Source organism: Geminicoccus roseus DSM 18922 (assembly GCF_000427665.1).
GTDB classification, from domain to species: domain Bacteria; phylum Pseudomonadota; class Alphaproteobacteria; order Geminicoccales; family Geminicoccaceae; genus Geminicoccus; species Geminicoccus roseus.
Genome location: NZ_KE386572.1, coordinates 2,280,588 through 2,299,039, shown reverse-complemented (window position 1 = coordinate 2,299,039; position 18,452 = coordinate 2,280,588). Strand labels below are relative to the sequence as shown.

Here is an 18,452-nt window from a genome sequence, read left to right as displayed (position 1 = left end):
CCGGCCCCTGTTCAGGTCAGGCGTTCAGGAAACGTTGCCACTCTTCTTCCATCACGTCGGCATTGGTCGGTGTCGACTTGCCGAAGAATGGCTTCTCGAACTTGCGGTTCACCTTCTCCTCGGTCCACTTGAGGAGGTCGATGTCTTCCTGCGGCCAGTCGTGCTCGATGGCGTACTGAACGCCCAGGTCCATGTTCGGGCCGGCATAGCCACGCTGCTTGGCCTGATAGGCGCGATATTCGCCACCAAGAAAATAATTCAGAACCTTGTAGATGTTGTCGAGGTTGCCGCGCTCCATGGCCTGGGTATGGACATAGGCGCCATGGCCCCACTTGTAATAGCCTTCTACGGTGAACGCATAGATCACCGTACCGGCACCTAAAGCGTTGTTGGCTTCCTTGGTGGCCGGTTCCCAACAATTGATCATGTCGATCTCTTTGTTGGAAAGCAGTTGTACCTGTTCCTCGAACGCCGTGAAGATCGTCCGGAACTGTCCGGCCCGCTTGCGCTCGACCAGGTAGTCCGCCACCTGGCGCGCCTGCTCCTGCGGCAGGTCGGCCGGATCGTCGATCTCCGCCTTGCCATGATGTTTCAGGTAGTTGGCAGTCTCGGTCATCGACTGCAGCCAGCTGCGATCGATCGCTACCCGTCCCTTGACCTGCTCCCCCTCAAAGAAGGTGGTCCAGGGTATCTCGTCCATCCCGTTCGGATTGGCGTCGATGACCTCAGGGAAATAGCCGAACGCGTCGCCATTGCCGATCACCGGCACGCCGTACTGCTTGCCTTCGGCGCGGATCAGGTCCGAGCGCTTCCATGCGTCCGGGGTCCGCTCCCACAAAGTGAGTTCCGGCTGATCCTCGATGATCTCTGCGTAATAGCCCTCCGGGCCGAGGACCTTTTCAGTACCGCCGTCAAAGATGAAGATGTCGTGGGTCGCTCCCAGGTCGTTCGACATCACATCGCGCATGAACACGCCGATGTCGGCGTTGGTCGGCGTGTACTCGATATCGACGCCGATGGACTTGGTCATGATCGACCAGTCCTTCAGCTGCGCCGTGGTCACGCCATAGCCTTTGACCGCCTCTCCGGCCGCCCAGGCCTGCTGGCTCATCCCCGGAACGGCAGCCGGCAGCGTTGCCGCAGCCGTGGTCAGGGCGGTGAGGGAGAGCGCACTCTCCACAAAGCTGCGCCGCGACATGCGCGGGTCGCTCGGATCGAACTTACCTCTGGTCATCGGCTTCTCCATTCTCTGGCTGAGGGCAATGTCGCTGACGATGGCCGTGCTGGCTCAGGCGCTCATGACCATGCAGTCGTCCTTCTTCCACCAGACGAACCCGCGGTCCCTGGTGGTGGAGGACGAATCCCACAAGCGCACCTTGATCGGCCCGATCTCGGTAAGGACGGTGCGGTCTAGATATTTTCCCTTGTAGATCGCGCTGTCGAGGCGGCCCGGCAGGACGTTCAGGGCGTCGTTGTCCGGAGCCTGATCGGCAATGTGCAGTCGCTCCGCCCGCATGCCGACAGCCACTTCCGAACCGAGGGGCGGCCGGCTCTTGCCGGACCAGCGGCCGTCCAGCCGTGCACCACCTACCTGCACCGTCGCCCGATCGCCATCCAGCGCCACGAGTTCCGCCCTGAGAAGGTTTTCGACCCCCATGAATTCAGCGACGAACCGGCTTACCGGTCGGTCGAAGATCGCGGGCGGCGGCCCGGCCTGCTCAATCCGGCCCTTGCGCATCAGGATGATGCGGTCACTCATCGTGAGCGCTTCTTCCTGGCTGTGGGTGATGTAGACGAAGGTCATGCCGAGCGTCTTGTGGATCTCCATGAGTTCCACCTGCATGTCGACGCGCAGCTTCTCGTCCAGGGCACCCAGCGGCTCGTCGAGCAGGAGGATGGCCGGCCGCGGTACAAGCGCCCGCGCCAGGGCCACGCGCTGGCGCTCGCCACCGGATAGCTGATGGATCTTGCGATCGTACTTGTCGGCAAGACGCACCAGGTTCAGCGCCTCGCGCGCGCGTTCCTGCCGCTCGGGCATCGCCACGCCGCGGACTTTCAGCCCGTACTCGACGTTGGCGCCCACCGTCATGTGCGGGAAAAGGGCGTAGTTCTGGAAGACGGTCGTGCAATTGCGCGAGAACGCCGGGACCTCGCGGACATCCACGCCGTTCAGTCGCAGTGCGCCGATCTTGTAGGGCTTCTCCAACCCCGAGATGAGACGCAGCAACGTGGTCTTCCCGGACCCGCTCTCGCCGAGGATGGTCAGGAATTCGCCTGGCGCGGCAGTGACCGTGACGTTGTCCAGCGCGACTACGTCGCCATAGGCGTGCACGGCATCGATGACTTCCAGCATCGGCTGGACAGCGGGAGCTGGGCCAGGGTCGGCCATTGAGGACTGTGCCTCCACAATACGGCCCGCAGGCCGCGATGCTAGGGCTGTCTGACCGTGCGGCATGCGCAACCTTTCAGCAAGACCCGGTTGCCCGAGAGCGTCGGCACTCATTCTAGTGATCACAGCGTGCAACAGCCGTGCCAGCCTGCAGCGCCGTTCGTTTTTCAGGGAACTCGCGGTTCCCTCTCCCCATGCTTCAAGGAATAATCTGTGATCACAGAGCAGGCAACCGCCTATTTGGGATGCTCACGCAGCGTCGGAAGTGATCGTAACGGAGGCCCCGAGAAGGCGTGACGCCGTGGACACGGCATTGCTGAGTGCCGCGTTCAGCACCGGCAGGGGATCACCCAGGAAATCGCTTCCAACCGTATTCTGCCCAAGCACATCGAAAGCGGTATCGTCTCCCCCAGCTGCCAGGCGATGGACCACCATCCGGCCGTCGAGGCCGGCGTTGTCGGCGATGATACGAAGGGGGGCATGCAGGCCGGCTTCGAAGACCTGCCCGACCAGTCGGCCCAGAAAGTCGTCCGGCAGGACGGCACGGGCCCGGCGCCCCGCGTGAATCAGCGCTGCACTGCCACCTGGCACGACTCCGCCTTCCTGCGCCGCCTGCACGGCTGCCGATGCGCTCTGGGCGCGCTTCTGGCGATCAGCGATCTCGATAGCGCTGGATCCACCCAGGCGCAGGGTGGCGATGCCACCTTCCAGCCGCGCCAGGCGCTTGCGGTGCTGGTCGCGATCAAACGACAAATGCTTCTCCCGGGCGATTGCGTCCCGGATCTCGCGTCGGCGCAGATCAATGGCAGCAGGATCCGCCCTGCCGCCCGTGATGATGGTGCCGGAACGGGTAATGCGAATCCTGGCAGCGCGTCCGGCCATCTGGGGGCGCAGATGCTCGAGCCGGGTACCGAGATGCTCGGCAACCATCGCGCCGCCGGTGGCGACCGCAATGTCGTCCAGCATCAATGCCCGCCAGGCGCCGGCACCCGGAGCCTTGACGGCAGCAACCTTGAAGCCGGCCCGCTGCTTGTTGACGACCAGCGTGGCGAGCGCCTCACCGCCCACGTTCTCTGCGATCAGTACCAAGCCGCGATGGGCCTTGGCGACCATCTCCAGCATCGGCACGATGGGACCCAGGTCATTGAGAACGCCCAGATGCATGATGATCAAGGGATCATCGATCTCGACGCTCTGCGTCTTGGGATCATCGACAAAATGCGGCGAAATCCAGCCCTGGTCGAAATGCAGTCCGGGCACGATCTCGATCTCGTCCGTACTGCCCCGGCCTTCCTGGACCTGCACCACCCCGTGAGGTCCCACCTGCTCGTGCGCGTCGGCGACCAGCGCCCCGATAGCGGTATCGCCGCCGGCAGCCTGGGTGGCGAGGGGAACCAATTGATCCCGGCCGGAGACAGGTCGCCCTGCGCTTGCAAGTTCCCGGAGCACGACCTTGGCATGGGCATCGATCGCATCCTGCAGATCGGCAGGCGCGATTCCCGCCGACACCGCCCTCAGTCCGGCTCGCAGCAGTGCCCGCGCCATCACGATCGCGGTACTGGTGCCGTCCCCCACCTCCTCGCTGGTGCGCCATGCCAATTCCCGCATGGCCTGCACGCCCATCTGCTGATCGGCATCTTCCAGTTCGAGTTGCTGGAGGAGCGTATGGCCACCGCGCAGCATCAACGGGGCCGCGAACGATCGCCCGACCAGCACCGACCGGCCAGCCGGTCCAAGCGTAGCTCCAACCAGATCAGCCGCGACATCCGCACCTCGCGCCAGCGCTTCGCCAGCACAGGCTCCCCACCGGATCCTCTTCGCCGTCATGCCGCCAATCCCCCCTGTCGCCTCCGCTCGTGCGGACCGGCCCGAAGACCTTTGCACGAGGTGTGCCATCACGAGAAACCCTCTCCAGTGGCATGGGACTTGCTCCGTGATCACAGCGGGGGTTGCGCCTGTGATCACACAGTGCGTACCCTTCGGGAAAAGGGCAGGAGGGGGACGAGATCAATGCGGCTCGCTTGCGATACTGGCGGCACCTTCACCGATCTGGTGGTGGAAGACGGGGACGAGATCCGCCTGTTCAAGGCCTCGACCACGCCGGACGACCCGGTGCGCGGCGTGTTGGACGCCCTTGGTCTTGCGGCAACGCATTATGGCCTGGAACGCAGCGACTTCCTGGCGCGCGGCCAGATGTTCATTCACGGCACCACCCGCGCGATCAACGCGATCCTGACCGGCAACACCGCCAAGACGGCGTTCCTGACGACGGAAGGCCACCCGGATGTCCTGGTGATCCGCGAGGGTGGCCGGATCGAGCCGTTCAACTTCACGGTCCCCTACCCTGAGCCGTACGTGCCGCGCCGCCTGACCTTCGAGGTGCCCGAGCGCATCAATGCCGAAGGCGAGGTGGTGAAGGAACTTGATGAAGCCGCGGTCTTGCGGGTGATCGAGAAGCTGAGGGAGGAGAAGGTCGAGGCAGTCGGCATCTGCCTGCTCTGGTCGGTGCTGAACAGCGCCCACGAGCGGCGGATCGGCGAAATGCTGGCCGAGCATTTGCCCAACGTCTCGGTGACGCTCTCCCACGTCCTCAACCCGACCATGCGCGAGTATCGCCGCGCCTCCGCCACCGTGATCGACGCCTCGCTCAAGCCGCTCATGTTCAAATACCTGAACGGCCTGACCAACCGGCTGCGCGAGGCAGGCTTTACCGGCCGGACGCTGATGGTCACCTCCGGTGGCGGCATCATGGATGCCGAGGCAGTGGCGCGTGCCCCGATCCACTCGATCAACTCCGGGCCAGCCATGGCCCCTGTTGCCGGCCGCTACTATGCCAGCCGCGACTTCGACAACGCAGCCGCGATCGTCGCCGATACTGGTGGCACCAGCTATGACGTCAGCCTGGTCCGCGACGGCCGCATTCCATGGACCCGTGAAACCTGGCTGGGCCAGCGCTTCCGCGGCCACATGACCGGCTTCCCCTCGGTCGACGTGAAGAGCATCGGAGCCGGTGGTGGTTCGATCGCCTGGGTCGACAGCGGCGGTCTTCTTCAGGTCGGCCCCAAAAGCGCCGGCTCGACGCCTGGTCCCGTCGCGTACGGCAAGGGCGGCACCGAGCCGACCGTCACCGACTGCTCGATCATCCTGGGCTACATCGACCCGGACTTCTTCCTGGGCGGCACGATGGCGCTGGACCGCGCCGCGGCGATGGCGGCATTGAAGGAGAAGGTCTCCGACAAGCTGGGCCTGTCGGTCGAGGAAACCGCCGCGGCGGTGCTGGCCCTGGCGACCGAGAAGATGGTGGGCGCCATCGACGAGATCACCGTGAACCAGGGGATCGACCCGAGCACGGCAATCCTGATCGGAGGAGGCGGCGCCGCCGGGCTGAATGCGGTGGCGGTCGGCAAGAGGCTGGGCTGCGCAGGCGTCCTGATCCCGGAGGCCGGCGCCGTGCTGAGCGCAGCGGGGGCGCTGATGTCGGAGCTCTCGTCCGACTATGCGCAGATGCTGTTCACTGTCAGCGACCGCTTCCCCTTCGAGCAGGTCAACGAGGTGCTGTCCGAGCTGGAGCGCCGCTGCAAGGCCTTCGCGGACGGGCCTGGCGAAGGTGCCCTGGAGGTCGTCACCGAGTTCTCGGTCGAAGCGCGCTACCCGCACCAGATCTGGGAGATCGAGGTGCCGATGGCGTCCGGCCGGATCAGCAGCCAGACGGAACTGGATGCGCTCAAGCAGGCGTTCCACGACACCCACAAGAGCATCTTCGAGATCAGCGATCCTCATTCCGAGGTCGAGTTCGTCACCTGGCGCGCCAAGGTGAGCTGTCGGTTGCGCGAGAGCGGTAGCGGCCGCCTGCCCAGTCCCAAGGGCGCAGGGCCGATGATGCACCGCCGCCAGATCTACTTCGCCGCCACCGGTTGGGTCGATGCGCCGGTGGCACGGTTCGAGGCCATGGAGGCGGGCGAGCCAGTGACCGGCCCCGCGATCATCGAGTCCTCGTTCACCACGGTCGTGGTCGATCCGGGCACGACGGCGGTGCGAACCGAAGGTGGCGGCCTGCGGGTCACGTTCTGAGGGTGGAGGTCTGATGAACGTGTCCGACACCACGATCCCGCCATGCACTTCGAGCAGGCGGGACCACCGGTGCAAGCTGCCGGGACCGGGCTGCAGCGCCGCAAGCCTGCGCCTCACGACAAGCCGTGCCCCAGGACGGAAGGGATAGGTCCGATGGATTCGAACGAAACCGTTGCCGACAACCGCCCGGGCTGGGCACGCGAAGGCGTCCGGATGGCGATCATCTCCAACCGGATGGAGAGCATCGCCCGCAAGATGCAGAACACCCTGTTCCGGACCGCCCGTTCCGGCGTGCTCAACACCGCGCACGACTTCTCCTGCGTGATCCTGACCGCCGACTGCGACCTGCTGGCCACCGCGGAGAGCCTGCCGATCCACACCCTGATCGGTCCGGACATCATGTGCAGGACGGTGCGTCACTATCATCCGGAGCTGAAGGCCGGCGACTGCTTCCTTCACAACAGTCCTTACGAGGGCGATTCCCATCCTGCCGATCACTGCCTGATCGTGCCCGTGGTCGACGATGCCGGCATCGTACGCTTCTTCGTGCTGGCCAAGGCCCATCAGGCGGATTGCGGGAACTCGCGGCCGACAACCTACATGGGCCACGCCAAGGACGTGTACGAGGAAGGCGCCCTGATCTTCTCGGCCGCCAAGATCCAGTCGGGCTATCAGGACAACAACGACCTGATCCGGATGTGCAAGGCGCGCATCCGGGTGCCCGAGCAGTGGTGGGGCGACTATCTGGCGACGCTTGGAGCGGTGCGGATCGGCGAGCGCGAGTTGCTGGAACTCGGCAAGGAGGTCGGCTGGGACACGCTCGAGCAATATGCCGAAGGCTGGTTCGACTATTCCGAAAGGAAGATGATCGACGCGATCGGTCGCCTGCCTTCCGGCAGGGTCACGGTCCACTCGGCGCACGACCCCTTCCCCGGCGTGCCGGACGGGATCCCGGTCAAGGTCGACATGCAGATCGATGCCCAGGCCGGCAAGATCGTGGTCGATCTGCGCGACAACATCGACTGCCAGCCCTGCGGCCTGAACCTGTCGGAAGGCTGCGCGCGGACCGCTGCCATGGTCGGCATCTACAACGGCATCCTCGACCACACCGTGCCCGCCAATGCCGGCAGCTTCCGGCGGGTCGATGTGCTCCTGCGCGAGAACTGCGTGGTCGGCATCCCGCGCCACCCCCATTCCTGCTCCGTTGCCACCACCAACCTCGCCGACCGGGTTTCGAACCCGGTACAGCGTGCGATCGCGGAGATCGCCCCTGGCTATGGCATGGCCGATACCGGTCCGATCATGCCCCCTGCCATGGGCGTGATCTCCGGCAAGGACCCGCGGCATGACGGGGCCGCGTTCGTCAACCAGATCTTCCTGGGCACCACGGGCGGGGCAGGCACCCCGGTGACCGACGGCTTCCTGTCGATCATCCACGTCGGCAACGCCGGGCTTTGCCGGCAGGACAGCATCGAGGTCGACGAACTGCACCATCCGGTCTTCGTGCGTCGCCGCTGCCTGCTTGCCGACACGGAGGGCGCCGGCGAGTTCCGGGGCGCACCCTCCGCCTATGCGGAGTTCGGGCCGATCGACGGCTGCACGATGGAAGTCCTGTACACCGCCGACGGCACGATCAATCCGGCCGCCGGCACCCGGGGCGGAGGGCCGGGCGCCTTGTCGCAGGCCCACAAGCGCGAGCTCAATGGCTCCCTGACGGAACTGCCTGCCTGCTACGGCGTGAAGCTGGAGCCCGGGGAATATGTGGTGTCCAGGTCCTCCGGGGGCGGCGGCTACGGCTCGCCACTGCACCGCGATGTCCAGCGCGTGCTGCACGACGTGCGCGAGGGCTGGGTATCGGTCGAGCGCGCCCGCGAAGTCTACGGGGTGGTCCTGACCGGCAACGGCTCCTCGCTGACTGTCGACCAAAGCGCAACCGCCAGCCTCCGCCAGCAGATGGCTGCCTGAGCCATTCGCCTTTAGGAGCCCGAGCCATGGAAAGCCCCTCTCCCTCCATCGACTGGTCAGCCGGCGCTGCCTATGTCGACGGTCAGATCGTACCGATCAAGGAAGCCCGGATCCCTGTCACCGACTGGGGCTACCGGCGCTCCGATGTCACCTATGACGTGGTCGGCGTCTATTTCGGCGCGTTCTTCCGCCTGGACGACCATGTCACGCGGTTTCGCCGCTCGATGGACAAGCTTCGCCTGAAGCCGGAAGAGAGCGACGAGGACATCAAGGGAATCCTGACCAGGCTCGTCCAGCGAAGCGGGCTCAAGGAAGCCTATGTCGCTATGGACTGCGCACGCGGCAAACCAGCGCCAGGATTGCCCTATCATCCGGCTTATGGCCGCGCCTACCTGATCTGCTTCGCGATCCCCTGGGTGTGGCTGTTCACCGAAGAGCAGCAGGCTCGGGGGGTGCACGCGATGATCGCCAGGACGCCGCGCATACCGCCGGATTCGGTCGATCCGACCGTGAAGAACTTTCACTGGGGCGATCTTACGGCCGCCCTGTTCGAGGCGCACGACGCCGGCTTTGACACGGCCGTGCTGCTTGATCATCAGGGCTACCTGACGGAAGGCCCCGGCTACAACGCCTTCGCCGTGATCAACGGCACCGTGGTCAGCCCGCCCCAGGGCGCCCTGGAGGGGATCACCCGCAAATCGGTCCAGGAACTCTGCCAGGAACTCGGCATCCCGTTCGAGATCCGCCCGATCCCGCGAGCCGAACTCGAGGAAGCCGACGAAATCCTGTTCTCCACCACCGCCGGCGGCATCATGCCCGCCAGCCGGCTGGGCTCGCGCATTCTCGGCAACGACCGCCCGGGGCCCATCTCGGCCAGGCTGCGCGAGACCTTCTGGGAGAAGCGCCGGCAGGGATGGCACGCCACGCCGATCGACTACGACCTGAAATCCTGATCCACTTCCGGATGCCGCCTGTCCGGCAAGGAGAACGAACAAGATGAGCCATGCCCTCGGGATCGACGTCGGTGGCACGTTCACCGACTTCGTCGCCTACGACCGCGACAAGCAGAAGGTCGAGGTCTGGAAGGAGCTTTCCACCCCGACCGACCCGGTCGTCGGCATCATTGGCGGCCTTGGCCGCTACAAGGAGAGCGACGCCGCCGTCGAGCACATCCGCCTCGGCACCACGGTCGCCACCAACGCGATCCTGGAGCGGAAGGGCGCCACAGTCGCCTATGTCACCACCAAGGGCTTCAAGGACGTCATCTTCGTCCAGCGCGGCAACCGCAAGTACCATTACGACGCGAGCTGGGTGAAGCCGAACCCGCTGGCCAAGCGCCGGCACTGCTTCGAGCTGGACGAGCGGATCGATGCCTACGGTAATGTCCTGAAGGACCTGGACGAGGCGGAGGTCCGCGCCCTGGGTGAGACGATCGCCGCCACCACGGAGATCCAGGCGGTCGCGGTCTGCACTCTGTTCTCCTACCTCAATCCTTCCCACGAGCAGCGCATCAAGCAGATCCTGACGGAAGTCCTCCCGGACATGCCGATCTCGATCTCCTACGAGGTCCTGCCGAAGTGGAAGGAGTACGAGCGCGCCTCCACCGTGCTCGCCGATGCCTACCTGAAGCCGGTGGTAAGCCGGCAGATGGGCTCGATGCGCAAGCGGCTGGACGAGGCCGGCTTCAAGGCGCCCACCGTCGTCATCAAGTCGAATGGCGGCGAGATGACCCTCGACGCCGCCGCCGAGGCGCCGGTCAACCTGGTGGTCTCCGGCCCCACCGGCGGCGTCATCGCCAGCCGCCACGTGGCGCGGCTGACCGGCATCGACCATCTCGTCACGCTCGACATGGGGGGTACCTCCACCGACGTCTCGGTGATCCTGGACGGCCAGGAGCGCTTCACCACGGCGTTCGAGATCGAGTGGGGCGTGCCGATCCAGATCCCGATCATCGACATCCGCACGATCGGCGCCGGCGGCGGCTCGATCGCCTGGATCGACAAAGGCGGCATGCTCCGGGTCGGGCCGCAGAGTGCCGGGGCCAATCCTGGTCCCGCCTGCTATGGCAAGGGCGATCTGCCGACCGTCACCGACGCCAACGTGCTGCTTGGGCGGATTGATCCAGGCAACTTCCTGGGCGGGCGGATGCGGCTGGACGTCGAGCGCGCCCGCAAGGCCGTGACTGGCGTCGCCGAGGCGCTGGGCCAGGACGTCGACCAGACCGCGCTGGCGATCGTGCGGATCGCCAACAGCAACATGGTGGGCGCCCTCCGGTCGGTGCTGATCGAGGGCGGCCTCGACCCGCGCGATTTCACCCTGTGCACGTTTGGCGGCGCAGGACCGCTCCATGTGGGGGAACTGATGAGCGAGATGGGCATTCCGCGCGGCATCGTCCCGAACCATCCGGGCCAGTTCTCCGCCTACGGGTTCATCATGACCCAGGCCCGGGTCGACCGGCAGCGCACGGCACAGCTCACCAGCAACCGCTTCGACAAGGAGAAGGCAGCGGCGATCATGACGTCGCTGGTGGAAGAGGCCACCGGCCAGCTCACCGGGCAGGGCTTCACCGACGAGATCAGGGTCTCGCGCAGCCTGGAGATGCGTTATCTCGGGCAGAACTATGAGCTGGAGCTGACGGTCGACGCGGATGCGCTTTCGCCCAGCGCGGACATCGAGCGGCTGTGGCAGGCCTTCCATGATGCGCACAAGGCGCGTTTCGGCTTCAACACCAAGGGCGAGATCATCGAGATCGTCAATTTCGGGGTGACCGCGATCTCCAACTCGGCGGTGCCCGACGTACCCAGGCTCGACAAGGCGATGGGCCCGCCCGTGCCGACCAGCCGGCGCAGTGTCGGCTATGCCCAGGGCCGCTTCGACGTAGCGGTTTACGATCGCGACATGCTGCGCGCCGGCCATGTCCTCGACGGCCCGGTGATCGTCGAGGAAGCCGCCTCGGTTACTGTCGTCTGCCCCGGTCAGCGGCTCACGGTCGACGACTACGGCCATCTCCTCATCGACACGATCAAGGCCTGAGAAGGACACCTCCCCAATGCGCATGTCCGAGAACGGCTTCTACGTCGAGAAGTACAACAAGTGCGCCTGCTGCGGCCTGCTCGTCTATGGCGAGGGGGAGCGCACCGGGCCCGGTCCCAAGGGCCTGTTCTGCTCGCCCTGGTGCGTGGAGTGGACCGAGCGGCGGGCAAAGGGCGAGGACGACCCGATCATGCCGATCGTCCAGCCGAAGCTGCCGTTCGAAGCGGCCTACCCGACCAAGCACGAGCGCCTGGCCCCGCTCGACATGGTCAACATGAACATCCTGGATTCGACCATGGTGTCGATCTGCCGGGAGATGGGCATCCTGCTCATGAAGACGTCGTACTCGACGATCTTCAACGAGGGCCTCGACTTCACCTGTGCGCTGGCTGACGCCAAGGGCGACATGATCGCCTGCGCCGAGTTCTGCCCCACCATGATCGGCGGCATGCCGCTGCTCATCAAGACTTGCGCCCAGGAGATCCCCTTCGAGACCCTGTCCGAAGGAGACATCCTCCTGCACAATGACCCTTACCGCGGCGGCCTCCACTGCCCCGAGCACACCTTCTTCAAGCCGTTCTTCGTGGATGGCGAGCTCCTGGGCTTTGCCGTCTGCATCGGTCACATCGCCGAGATCGGCGGCATGGTGCCGGGTGCCTTCTGCGGCGAGGCCACCGAGATCTTCCACGAGGGCATGCGCGTACCCCCGGTGAAGATCATGAAGAAGGGCGAGGATGTCGAGGAAGTCTGGAAGCTGATCCTCGCCAACACCCGCACGCCCCGGCAGTCCTACGGCGACCTGCGCGCCATGATCGGCTCCGTGGATCTAGGCGTCGACCGGATCGTCCAGATCGTCAAGAAATACGGCAAGGACGTCTTCAAGCAGACCTGCGAAGACCTGATGGACTATGCCGAGCGGCGGATGCGGGCAGAGATCGCCGCCTTTGCGGACGGCGTCTATTCCTTCGAGGACGTGATCGAGAACGACGGCATCACCAACACGCCCTATGAGATCGCCGTCGACCTTCATCTGCATGGCGACGAGATCGTGGCCGACTTCGGCCGCAGTTCCAAGCAGGCTAGGGGTCCGATCAATGCCACGCTCGGCGTGACCACGGGCGCCACCTATAATGGCATCCTGCACGTCACCGACGCCTCGATCCCGAAGAACTCTGGATGCTTCCGGCCCATCCGGGTGATCTCGCCTCCAGGGCATGTCACCAACGTCGACTACCCGGGCCCGTTGGTCGCCGGCAACACCGAGACCCATCCGCGCCTGGCCGACATCGTGATCGGCGCCATGTCCGGTTGCACGCCGGACCGCGCGATGGCCTCGGAATCGGGGACCAGCACGAACTTCGTGTTCGGCGGCGACCATCCCGACCATGACGAGTACTTCGCCTGCTACGATATCATGTCGGGCGGCTGGGGTGGCCGGAAAGGTCATGACGGCAATAACACCGTCAACGCCATCAACGGCAACTGTCGCTTCAATCCGACCGAGGTGTTCGAGACCCGCTTTCCCCTGCGCGTCGAGAACTGCGAGCTTGTCCAGGATTCCGGGGGCGCCGGGCAGTGGCGCGGCGGCCTCGGCTTCAAGCGCACGCTCTTCGTCACCACCGTGCCGATCACCGGCTCGCAGTGCAGCGACCGCCACGAGACCGGGCCCTTCCCGCTGTTCGGCGGCGAGCGCGGCGCTGCGGGCGGTACCAGGATCATGAAGGCGGGAACCGAGACCTGGACCACCGTGCGCGAGACCAACAACAAGGTGTCGAGCAGCAAGTACGCGAACGTGGTGTTCGAGCCTGGTGATCGCATCCAACTCGTGACGGCTGGCGGCGGTGGCTACGGCGATCCCCTGCAACGAGATCGTGAGGCGGTGCTCCAGGATGTGGCGGAAGGCTTTGTCAGCCAGGAAGCGGCGCGCCGCTTCTATGGCCTGACCGAATAGCGGGACAGGCAGCGTCCAGATGCAAACGCCCCCGCCAGCCGGCGGGGGCGTTTCTTTTCAGGAGCGGAAGCTCACTTCTTCAGGCGGTAGAGCACCTCCTGCGGGACGGGCTCGGAAATGCGCCACTGGTCGATCACCTCGCCCTTGCCGCTGCCGACCATGGCGATCAGTTCAAGCGGCTGGTCCTGGATGTGCAGCATGGGTGTGAACGTCCTGGGCCCGAGCAGGGTCGGCTCGTCCTTGTAGGTGTTCATCACATCGACGACTTCCTTGGCGTCGGTGGTGCCAGCCTTCTCCACGGCCTTGGCCCACAGTTCCAGCCAGGCATAGATCGGGTAGGCGTACTGGCTGGCCGGCGGCGACCCGTACATCTCCTCGAAGCGCTTGGTCAGCTCGTTGACCTCGGGACGCGGGTCATCGCCATAGGACGAGGCCTGGATCGGCACGTAGAAGTCGGTCAGGCCGGGCACGGCGTCCTGCCAGTACAGACCGTCCATCGACTGCGAGCCGAACACCGGGATGTCGATGCCGGCCGCGCGGATCTGGCGCAGCGCACTTCCGGCACCGGGCATCGACGAGCACAGCACGAACACGTCGACCGGCTTCTCGGCAGCCACCGAGCGGTAGCGGGTGATCTGCGAGGCGATCGAGGCGTCGCTGCCCTTGAAGACATCCTGGCCGACGATCTCGCCCCCGACCTTGGGGAATGCCCACTCGAAGCCGGCACAGGCCGACTTGTTGTACTCCAGTGTCTCGTCAAGCAGCAGATAGGCGGTCTTGAAGCCCTTCTTCTCCATGCCCCACTCGGCAAGCGTGGCACCCTCGACCTGCGCCGCGTTGGAGGAGGTGAAGGAATAGGGGCCGACGCCCATCACCCCGGCTTTCGGATCGCCCGCGCACAGGAACACGGAGATGACCTCCGCCTGCTGCGCCTGCAGGGCCGCCGGCGCGCCATAATCATAGTCGCACGTGGCAAACACCAGGTCAGCGCCCTCACGCAGGACGCGCTGCCCGGCCTTGGCACCCTCGACGCGGTCGGACTTGGTGTCCGCAGTCACCTGGGTGAGCTTCTTGCCGAGGAGCCCGCCCTTCTCGTTCTGCTCCTCCATCCACAGCTTTGCCATCTTCATGGAATCGCTGTCGTAGGCCGCCATCATGCCGGATTCGGCGACGGCGAAGCCCAGGACGATGTCGTCCTCGGCTGCCTGCGGAGACGTTGCTCCCATGGTCAGTGCAGCGCCGAACGCGACTGCGCTCAGGATCCTAGTGCTGAGCATGCTCTGCTCCCCCCAATTGTCGCGGCTTCCGCCGGAAAGGCCACGGGCTGGACGGCAGCAAGAGCCGTACCAGCGCTTGAGGGCCATTCCTGACAGGCCGCTTGCCCACGGATTGCACGCTTCTTGCTCCCCGATGACAAGCGGTATTTCCTGGCTTCTGCCACGGCAACTGATCCCTTAAGCACCAGTGTGATCACAAGCGGAGCGGGTTGGCACCTAAATGACCACCGTACCTTCCAAGAGCGCCCCGGGCGTCGAACGATCGGAGGCCGCCAGCCTCAAGGCAGAAGGGATTTCGGTCCAGTTTGGCGGTCTCACCGCCATAGGCGGTGTCACCCTGCACCTGGAACGGGAGAAGATCCTAGGCCTGATCGGGCCAAACGGCGCGGGCAAGACGACCCTCGTCAACTGTCTCACCGGATTCCAGGCTCCCACCGAAGGCCGCATCCTGCTCGGCGGCGTCAGCACCCATGGCTGGACGGCAGAGCATTTCCGTCATCGAGGGGTCGCCCGCACCTTCCAGGCGGGGCGGCTGTTCAAGCATCTCTCGGTGACCGAGAACGTGGAGGTCACCGCCAACGGGATGGGCCTGGGCCGGCGCCAGGCGCACCGCCTGGCGGTGGAAATGCTCCAGTGGATCGGCCTGGCCGACAAGGCGGACGTCATGGCGGGAGGTCTTGCCTACACGGACGAGCGCCGCGTTGGCATCGCCCGGGCCCTGATGCTGGGACCAGCCTTCATCCTGCTCGACGAGCCGGCGGCCGGCATGTCGGACGCGGAATGCGACGAACTCTCCCGGATCGTGCTCGCGATCCCGGGCACGTTCGGTTGCGGCATCCTCCTGATTGAGCACAACATGCGCATGGTCATGGGCACCTGCGACCGGATCCACGTGCTGGACAGCGGTCGCACCATTGCCGAAGGCACACCCGAAGAGATCAAGAACGACAAAGCCGTGATCCACGCCTACCTGGGCGGCGAAAGCGAGCGGCAGCTCGAGCATTCGGAGGCTCATCACTGATGCTGGAGGTCCAGGATCTAGCGGTCAGCTATGGCGGTACGACCGCTCTCGCTGGGGTATCGGTCGCCGTGAAGGAACGCGAGGCGGTCTGCGTGGTAGGTCCGAACGGTGCTGGCAAGTCCACGCTGATGGCCGCCATCGCCGGCGGCGTCTCGCCGGCTCGCGGCCAGATTACCTTCGATGGCCGGCGGCTCGTGGGCATGCGTCCGGAGAACATCGCACGGCTTGGGATCTCTCTGGTCCCTGAAGGACGGCACGTGTTCGGCACGCTGACGGTCGAGGAAAATCTGCTGATCGGCACCTTCACCATGAGTGACCGGCGGCATGTCGCGCAGGATACCGAGCAGCTTCTGGGTTACTTCCCGCGCCTGAAGGAGCGGTGGCGGCAGCCAGCCGGCCGGCTTTCCGGGGGCGAGCAGCAGATGCTCGTGATCGCCCGGGCCCTGATGACCCGGCCGCGGTTGCTGCTGGTCGACGAGCCGTCGCTGGGCTTGGCCCCGATGATCGTGGACACCGTCTATGACACGCTCCTGGCCCTGCGGCGCGAGCGAGGCCTCACCCTCCTGATCAACGAGCAGAGTTCCGACCGGATGCTGAAGTTCAGCGATCGCATCTATGTCCTGCGCAACGGACGCATTCTCCTGCACGGCGCCACTGCCGACCTGCAGGACGGCGAGGCGATTGCCAGCGCCTATTTCGGCTTCGACGAGGCTCAGGCCGACAAGGAGGCAGCGGCATGATCAACTTTGCCCAGACCTTCATTGACGCCTTGTCGCTCGGCAGCCTCTACGCGCTGGCGGCCCTGGGCATCGGCCTTCTGTTCGGCATCCTGCGGCTGATCAACTTCGCCTATGGCGACCTGATCACCCTTGGCGCCTATGCCCTGATCATCCCGTCCACCGAGGCGGTCGCCACCCTGTTCATCGGCTCGTGGCCCTGGTTCCTGGTGGTCTTGGTGGTGGCGCTGATCGTGGTCGTCGCCGCCCTGCTTTCCGACTTCCTGGTGTTCCGGCACGTCCGACGCGCCGATCCATCGACCCTGATGATCTCTTCGTTCGCGGTCAGCTTCGTGATCCAGAACCTGATCCTGATGTTCTATGGCTCGCGGCCGAAGAGCATCGATCTGTGGTCCAACCTGAACTACCAGATCCAGCTTGGCGACCTGCGCATTCCCTTGCTGCAGATCGTGACGATCGTCGCCACCGTCGTCCTGATGGCGGCGCTCACCTTGCTCCTGAAGCGCACCTCGCTGGGCATCCAGATGCGCGCCGCCGCTGAGGACTTTAAAATGGCCCGCTATCTCGGCGTGCGCGGCAACATCGTGATCGGGCTGGCCTTCGCCCTGTCCGGCGTGCTTGCGGCGGTGGCCTCGCTTCTCCTCCTGTCCCAGACCGGCACGCTCAGCCAGACCATGGGCGTGCAGCTCATGCTGTTCGCCTTCATCGCCACGGTGGTCGGCGGCATGGGCAGCCTGATCGGCGCCGCCACCGGCGGCTTCGCCGTCGCGTTCACCGCCGTGTTCCTGCAGGCCTACCTGCCCGACGAACTCCGGCCGTTCCGCGATTCCTTCGTGTTCGGCATCGTCATCCTGATGCTCCTCGTCCGCCCCAGCGGCCTCGTTCCTACCAAAGCCCTCGTGGAGCGCGTATGACCCAGTCCTCCACGACCCGCAGCACCCGAGCCGTGCTGTCCGTCCTGGCTCTCCTGGTGGGCCTGACCGCGATCACCGCGGTCACCGCCTTCCTGGGCGGCGAGGACATGAGCCTGACGATCACCGAGGCGCTGATCCGCCTGACCGTGGTGGTCGGGCTGTCGATCTTCATCGGCAATTCCGGTGTCGTGTCCTTCGGCCATATCGGCTTCATGTGCATCGCCGCCTATGTCGCCGCCTGGGCCACCTGCAACCCGATGTGGAAGCAGCTGATGCTCACCGGCCTGCCAGTGTTCCTGCAGGAGAACCAGTACCCGTTCCTGGTGGCGGTGGCCGGCGGCGCTGTCCTGGCGGCCCTGGTGGCGCTGGTGTTCGGGGCGGCGATCATGCGGCTGTCCGGCATCGCCGCCTCGATCGCCACCTTTGCCTTCCTGGCGATCGTCAACAACATCTACTCCAACTGGGAGTCGGTAACCGCCGGGGTCAGCTCGATCATCGGCATTCCGACGGTAGTGGATCCCTGGATCGGCCTGGCCTTCGCCCTGGTCTCGATCGTGATCGCGTTCTGGTTCAAGGGCTCCAGGTTCGGCCTGATGCTCCGGGCGACCCGCGACGATCCGGTCGCCGCCAAGGCTTCAGGGATCAGCATCGTGCGGGTCCGGCTGGCAGCCTTCGTCCTCTCCGCCTTCGTCGTGGGCCTGGGCGGAACGCTCTACGCACAGTTCCTGGGCGTGGTGACCGTCGACATGTTCTATCTGCAGCTGACCTTCATCACGCTCGCCATGCTGATCATCGGCGGCATGGGCAGCGTCACTGGCGCGGTGGTCGGCGTGCTGGCGGTGACGGTCTTCGTGGAGTTCTTCCGCTACCTCGAGGCGGGAGTCGCCGTCGGCGCTTCCACCTTCGCGCTGCCCGAGGGTTCGCAGGAAATCGCATTGGGCATCGGCATGGCGCTGATTCTGATTTTCATGCCGGCCGGCCTCACCGGCTCGAAGGAGCTGCGTCTGCCGTGGCCGGGCCGCAGTGGACGCGACACCGCCGGCGAGCAATCGCTTGCGCGGCGGGAGGCCGCGGCCGGAAGCTGAGCCGGATGC

13 protein-coding genes are annotated in these 18,452 nt (G+C 65.4%); 9 read left to right on the top strand and 4 right to left on the bottom strand.

The features are described from left to right. Positions 1-16: 16 nt before the first annotated feature. The 3 genes from GEMRO_RS0111740 to groEL form a co-directional block, all read right to left on the bottom strand. On the bottom strand, positions 17-1,234 hold the full coding sequence (locus GEMRO_RS0111740) for a type 2 periplasmic-binding domain-containing protein (protein WP_157505555.1): 1,218 nt from the start codon (positions 1,232-1,234) through the stop codon (positions 17-19). A 54-nt stretch (positions 1,235-1,288) separates the two neighbouring features. Then, positions 1,289-2,353, bottom strand: coding sequence for an ABC transporter ATP-binding protein (locus tag GEMRO_RS34195; RefSeq protein ID WP_027134140.1), 1,065 nt, complete (start codon positions 2,351-2,353; stop codon positions 1,289-1,291). 285 nt (positions 2,354-2,638) lie between these two features. After that, complete coding sequence (gene groEL / locus GEMRO_RS29190) at positions 2,639-4,216, bottom strand: chaperonin GroEL (RefSeq protein WP_169728367.1); 1,578 nt, start codon at positions 4,214-4,216, stop codon at positions 2,639-2,641. A gap of 183 nt (positions 4,217-4,399) precedes the next feature. On the opposite strand from groEL, the gene GEMRO_RS0111725 reads away from it, so the two are divergent. From GEMRO_RS0111725 to GEMRO_RS0111705, 5 genes are all read left to right on the top strand, one after another. Then, the gene (locus GEMRO_RS0111725; protein ID WP_027134139.1) at positions 4,400-6,460 is read left to right on the top strand and encodes a hydantoinase/oxoprolinase family protein; all 2,061 of its coding nucleotides are present in this window, start codon (positions 4,400-4,402) and stop codon (positions 6,458-6,460) included. 153 nt (positions 6,461-6,613) lie between these two features. Beyond that, entirely contained in the window at positions 6,614-8,425 is a 1,812-nt protein-coding gene (locus GEMRO_RS0111720; RefSeq protein ID WP_051328974.1) for a hydantoinase B/oxoprolinase family protein, read from the top strand. Between the two features lie 26 nt (positions 8,426-8,451). After that, on the top strand, positions 8,452-9,378 hold the full coding sequence (locus GEMRO_RS0111715) for a branched-chain amino acid--2-keto-4-methylthiobutyrate aminotransferase (RefSeq protein ID WP_027134137.1): 927 nt from the start codon (positions 8,452-8,454) through the stop codon (positions 9,376-9,378). Between the two features lie 43 nt (positions 9,379-9,421). Then, complete coding sequence (locus tag GEMRO_RS0111710; protein ID WP_027134136.1) at positions 9,422-11,458, top strand: hydantoinase/oxoprolinase family protein; 2,037 nt, start codon at positions 9,422-9,424, stop codon at positions 11,456-11,458. A 16-nt stretch (positions 11,459-11,474) separates the two neighbouring features. Continuing rightward, complete coding sequence (locus tag GEMRO_RS0111705) at positions 11,475-13,409, top strand: hydantoinase B/oxoprolinase family protein (protein ID WP_027134135.1); 1,935 nt, start codon at positions 11,475-11,477, stop codon at positions 13,407-13,409. Between the two features lie 71 nt (positions 13,410-13,480). Here GEMRO_RS0111705 and GEMRO_RS0111700 read toward each other — a convergent pair whose 3' ends face one another. Next, positions 13,481-14,686, bottom strand: a complete 1,206-nt coding sequence (locus GEMRO_RS0111700; RefSeq protein ID WP_027134134.1) for an ABC transporter substrate-binding protein — start codon at positions 14,684-14,686, stop codon at positions 13,481-13,483. A gap of 220 nt (positions 14,687-14,906) precedes the next feature. Here GEMRO_RS0111700 and GEMRO_RS0111695 point away from each other — a divergent pair, with 220 nt between their 5' ends. From GEMRO_RS0111695 to GEMRO_RS29185, 4 genes are read left to right on the top strand one after another with little or no spacing between them, the layout of a single operon-like run. After that, on the top strand, positions 14,907-15,707 hold the full coding sequence (locus GEMRO_RS0111695) for an ABC transporter ATP-binding protein (protein ID WP_051328973.1): 801 nt from the start codon (positions 14,907-14,909) through the stop codon (positions 15,705-15,707). Then, positions 15,707-16,447, top strand: coding sequence for an ABC transporter ATP-binding protein (locus GEMRO_RS0111690; protein WP_027134132.1), 741 nt, complete (start codon positions 15,707-15,709; stop codon positions 16,445-16,447). Before GEMRO_RS0111695 ends, GEMRO_RS0111690 begins: the two co-directional genes overlap by 1 nt. Beyond that, positions 16,444-17,358 carry a branched-chain amino acid ABC transporter permease gene (locus GEMRO_RS0111685; RefSeq protein WP_027134131.1) on the top strand — a complete coding sequence of 305 codons (915 nt, stop codon included), beginning with the start codon at positions 16,444-16,446 and terminating at the stop codon, positions 17,356-17,358. The genes GEMRO_RS0111690 and GEMRO_RS0111685 overlap by 4 nt, the downstream gene beginning before the upstream one ends. After that, entirely contained in the window at positions 17,355-18,443 is a 1,089-nt protein-coding gene (locus GEMRO_RS29185) for a branched-chain amino acid ABC transporter permease (protein ID WP_051328972.1), read from the top strand. Before GEMRO_RS0111685 ends, GEMRO_RS29185 begins: the two co-directional genes overlap by 4 nt. Positions 18,444-18,452: the final 9 nt, after the last annotated feature.

Excerpts from the sequence above, each read along its gene's own strand:
- GEMRO_RS0111740 (WP_157505555.1), bottom strand. The coding sequence starts at position 1,234 with ATGACCAGAGGTAAGTTCGATCCGAGCGACCCGCGCATGTCGCGGCGC.
- GEMRO_RS34195 (WP_027134140.1), bottom strand. The coding sequence starts at position 2,353 with ATGCTGGAAGTCATCGATGCCGTGCACGCCTATGGCGACGTAGTCGCG.
- groEL (WP_169728367.1), bottom strand. The coding sequence starts at position 4,216 with ATGACGGCGAAGAGGATCCGGTGGGGAGCCTGTGCTGGCGAAGCGCTG.
- GEMRO_RS0111725 (WP_027134139.1), top strand. The coding sequence starts at position 4,400 with ATGCGGCTCGCTTGCGATACTGGCGGCACCTTCACCGATCTGGTGGTG.
- GEMRO_RS0111720 (WP_051328974.1), top strand. The coding sequence starts at position 6,614 with ATGGATTCGAACGAAACCGTTGCCGACAACCGCCCGGGCTGGGCACGC.
- GEMRO_RS0111715 (WP_027134137.1), top strand. The coding sequence starts at position 8,452 with ATGGAAAGCCCCTCTCCCTCCATCGACTGGTCAGCCGGCGCTGCCTAT.
- GEMRO_RS0111710 (WP_027134136.1), top strand. The coding sequence starts at position 9,422 with ATGAGCCATGCCCTCGGGATCGACGTCGGTGGCACGTTCACCGACTTC.
- GEMRO_RS0111705 (WP_027134135.1), top strand. The coding sequence starts at position 11,475 with ATGCGCATGTCCGAGAACGGCTTCTACGTCGAGAAGTACAACAAGTGC.
- GEMRO_RS0111700 (WP_027134134.1), bottom strand. The coding sequence starts at position 14,686 with ATGCTCAGCACTAGGATCCTGAGCGCAGTCGCGTTCGGCGCTGCACTG.
- GEMRO_RS0111695 (WP_051328973.1), top strand. The coding sequence starts at position 14,907 with ATGACCACCGTACCTTCCAAGAGCGCCCCGGGCGTCGAACGATCGGAG.
- GEMRO_RS0111690 (WP_027134132.1), top strand. The coding sequence starts at position 15,707 with ATGCTGGAGGTCCAGGATCTAGCGGTCAGCTATGGCGGTACGACCGCT.
- GEMRO_RS0111685 (WP_027134131.1), top strand. The coding sequence starts at position 16,444 with ATGATCAACTTTGCCCAGACCTTCATTGACGCCTTGTCGCTCGGCAGC.
- GEMRO_RS29185 (WP_051328972.1), top strand. The coding sequence starts at position 17,355 with ATGACCCAGTCCTCCACGACCCGCAGCACCCGAGCCGTGCTGTCCGTC.